General features: G+C 59.0%; 5 protein-coding genes. 2 read left to right on the top strand and 3 right to left on the bottom strand.

All coding sequences use genetic code 11. The annotated features are described in order from the left end of the window. Positions 1-1,215 (top strand): L-lactate MFS transporter (locus ACRC1E_RS08655; RefSeq protein WP_438514698.1); only part of this gene is annotated, 1,215 nt, incomplete at its 5' end. 56 nt (positions 1,216-1,271) lie between these two features. Here the strand turns inward: ACRC1E_RS08655 and ACRC1E_RS08650 are convergent. After that, positions 1,272-2,099: a helix-turn-helix transcriptional regulator gene (locus ACRC1E_RS08650; protein WP_438514697.1), complete on the bottom strand. Its 828-nt coding sequence runs from the start codon at positions 2,097-2,099 to the stop codon at positions 1,272-1,274. 103 nt (positions 2,100-2,202) lie between these two features. Continuing rightward, entirely contained in the window at positions 2,203-2,976 is a 774-nt protein-coding gene (gene xth, locus ACRC1E_RS08645) for an exodeoxyribonuclease III (protein ID WP_438514696.1), read from the bottom strand. 122 nt (positions 2,977-3,098) lie between these two features. Here xth and ACRC1E_RS08640 point away from each other — a divergent pair, with 122 nt between their 5' ends. Next, positions 3,099-3,278, top strand: a complete 180-nt coding sequence (locus ACRC1E_RS08640; RefSeq protein ID WP_438514695.1) for a hypothetical protein — start codon at positions 3,099-3,101, stop codon at positions 3,276-3,278. 95 nt (positions 3,279-3,373) lie between these two features. Here ACRC1E_RS08640 and ACRC1E_RS08635 read toward each other — a convergent pair. Further along, positions 3,374-3,567: M3 family metallopeptidase (locus ACRC1E_RS08635; RefSeq protein ID WP_438514694.1), on the bottom strand; the 194-nt coding region annotated here is incomplete at its 5' end.

The raw sequence follows: 3,567 nt of genomic DNA, 5'->3' as shown, positions 1-3,567 counted from the left end.
GTTCTTGTCGCCGGTACCTGTATCAACCTCACCATCGGCGTGCTGTATGCCTGGAGTGTGATCAAAAAGGGTCTGGTCGCTGACTGGGGCTGGACCAATACCGAAGCCTCGATGCCGTACAACGTGGCCATCGTGGTGTGGGCGATTGCCCTGTTGGCTGCCGGCGTCATGCAGGACCGTATCGGACCGAAAAAAGTCATCACCCTCGGTGTGGTACTGGTCGGTGCCGGCATGATTTTGTCCAGCTTCGTGCCGCAAGACTCCGTTATCGGCCTGACCATCGCTTTCGGCGGTATCGTCGGTACCGGTATCGGCTTTGCCTACGCCTGCGTGACGCCGGCGGCGATGAAGTGGTTCCATTCATCCAAGAAGGGCATGATCTCCGGCATTACCGTCGGCGGTTTCGGTCTGGCCGCGGTTTACCTCGCACCGCTGTGCACCCACCTGATCGAAGCTTACGGCATCTCCAAGTCGTTCATGATTCTGGGTTCGGCCGTGCTCCTGATTGCCCTGCCGCTGACGCGCATGATCTCCAACCCGCCTGAAGGCTATGTACCGGCTGCGCCGGCGCTGGCTGCCGGTGCGGTGGCGCCCAAGGTGTCCGAGCACAACCTGACCTGGCGCGAGATGATCAAGACCCGCCAGTTCTACTTCCTGTGGATCATGTTCGTGTTCTCGTCGTCTGCCGGCGTGATGATCATCGGTAACCTGGCTTCGATCGCGACCGATCAGGCCGGTATCCTGAACCCGGCGTATCTGGTGTCCATCCTGGCGGTCTCCAACGCGGCAGGCCGCGTCGGTGGCGGCATGCTGTCCGACAAGATCGGCCGCACCAACACCATGCTGCTGGCCTTCGCGGTCCAGGCGGTCAATATGCTGATGTTCGCCACCTATCAGGATGCGTCCATGATTCTGGTGGGGACGGTTGTAGCCGGTCTGGCTTACGGTTCGCTGATGTCGGTATTCCCGTCGACTACCGCCGACTTCTACGGCCTGAAGAACTACGGCGCCAACTACGGCGTGCTGTACACCGCCTGGGGCGTATCCGGCTTTGTCGGCCCGCTGCTGGCCGGCCTCGCCGTCGACATGACCGGCACTTACAGTGCCGCTTACATGATCTCGGCCGTGTTGCTGGGTATCGCCATCGTACTGGGCTTCATGACCAAGCCGATCAAGCACGCAGAAGAGGCCAAGACGGCCACCGCTGCTGCCTGATTGCTGTATTAAGTTGTAAAAAAGGCCGTCCCGAGAGGGGCGGCCTGTTGCGTGCATCAATCATATTGGCGGCTGCGGTACTCGCCCGGCGTCATGCCCTGATGGCGCTTGAAAGTCATCGCCAGATGCGAGGCCGAATTGAAAGCCAGACGGTCGGCAATCTCCTGTATCGGCATATTGCTCGTCTGCAGCAAATGGCAGGCTGCTTCCAGCTTTTTGTCGATCAGATAGCCGTGATAGGGTTTGCCGAAGAAGCGCTTGAAAAAACGGCAGAAGCTGGACTCGGACATATGAACCAGACTGGCGGCATGGGTAATATTCAGCGGTTCGGCCAGATTGTTGCGGATGTACTCGCTCAGCGTCAGGCAGAGCTGGATATCGCGCGGCTCGACCGGATGGTCCTGCTCTGACGCCAGAGGGTGCCACTCACGCGCCATGCTTAGCGTATGCATGATCTGCAGGATGGAGATCAAATACTCCATGCGGTAGGTATTGCGTATCATGAAAAAATCACGCCGCGCATGCATGGCGGTACCGCCATGAAACAGCAGCCCGGCAAGGCCATGATGCAGCAGGTCCTGAATCGGCGTCAGGTAGTGGGAATTAAAGAACTCGGGGCCCAGACGGGACAGATTGACCGCCAGTGAATCCCAGCGTGCATCCGCGCGACCGACCGTCACATGATGGCGGACAAAAGGCGACAAAAACAGCACCGCATCCGCCGCCAGTTCGACAGGAGGTGCCGAGCCGATTACCACCTGTACACCTTCACTACGCGGAAACACCAGTTGGCTGTAAGGGTGGAAATGCGGCTCGCTGTCCTTTTGTGCTTGCAACTTGTCGAACAGGGTAAAGTCCAGACGGTTTTCAAAAGCGTAATCCACACGAGCTCCAGAGCATTCGACTGCCGGCCATCATCCAGCAAACAGCCTACTTTGCCAATATAGATAGCATACATTTCCTATTAAGAACAAACGTATAGCCGCATCAGTCTGCCAGTGTCAGCACCACCGGCGTGTGATCGGACGGGCGTTCCCACTTGCGCGGAGCCTTGTCGATCTCGCAGGCCACGGCACGCACCTTGAGCGAGTCCGTAATCAGGATATGGTCGATACGCACCCCCAGATTGCGGCGGAACATCATGGCGCGGTAATCCCACCAGCTGTACTGTTTCTCATCCTGATTGAACAGGCGGAAGGAGTCGGACAGCCCCAGTGCGATCAGGCGGGTAAAAGCGGCACGCTCGGGTTCCGAGCACAGTACCTTGCCCTGCCAGGCGGCGGGGTCATACACATCGCGGTCATCCGGCGCGATATTGTAGTCACCCAGCAAGGCAAAATCGGGATGGGCGGCGACTTCAGTCGAGACATAGCCTTCCAGCGCCGCGAGCCAGGCAAGCTTGTACGGATACTTTGCCGACTCGAGCGATTCACCGTTGACGAAATAGCCGCACATCACACGCACGCCGCCTATCGTCGCGGTAATCACGCGCCTTTGCACATCATCGTAACCGGGGATGCCGGTGACGACATCAGCCAGCGCTAGCGGTGCGCGAACCAGAATGGCCACGCCGTTATACGTCTTCTGCCCCAGCCAGGCGGCACGGTAGCCGGCGGCCTCGATCTCGGCCAGCGGAAACTTGTCCTGATCCAGCTTGAGCTCCTGCAGGCACAAGACATCGACCGGATTAGCCTCCAGCCATTGCAGCACCTGTGGCAGGCGCACCTTGAGGGAGTTGACGTTCCAGGTAGCCAATTTCATCAAAAATCCCAATCCGTTAAACATAAACGTTTAATCAATTAAACAACACCCGCCACCACAAACATTGCCAGCCTGCCCCACGCCGGCCTACAATCAAATTGTCATATCCACGGAGAGAGCCTTTGCGAGCTCAAGACAAGCGTTTGCAGCACACCGATGCGCGGGCAGTTTGCCCGACGCAGAATCCGAATCGTACCACCCTGTCCCCGATTGCGCCGTCCTTCGCACTGCGCAGCCCCTCCTTCCGGCGGCGCCCTACGCTGGCAGCACCCGAGCACAACGAGCCGGAAGCGAGCCGCTAAAAATGCAAAAACCGCCCGGTGACGGGCGGTTGTCAGTTCGAGTCTGCTATTTCAAAGCGATGTGACCCGCTAGCTTGATAAAACAGCGCCCCGGCTCAGCGTACCGTTTCGACCATGCCGCCATGGCGCAACAGCGCATCGATTTGCGGATCGCGGCCACGGAAGGCGCGGAACGACTCCAGCGCCGGGCGCGAACCACCTACCGCCAGAATCTCGTTCCAGAAGCGGGCACCGGTTTCCGGATTGGCACCGCCGGCTTCTTCGAAGGCCGCATAGGCATCGGCCGACA

Source organism: Craterilacuibacter sp. (assembly GCF_051659485.1).
Lineage (GTDB): Bacteria > Pseudomonadota > Gammaproteobacteria > Burkholderiales > Chromobacteriaceae > Craterilacuibacter.
Note: the sequence above shows the minus strand (reverse complement) of the source record. Positions and strands in the feature narration are given on the sequence as shown.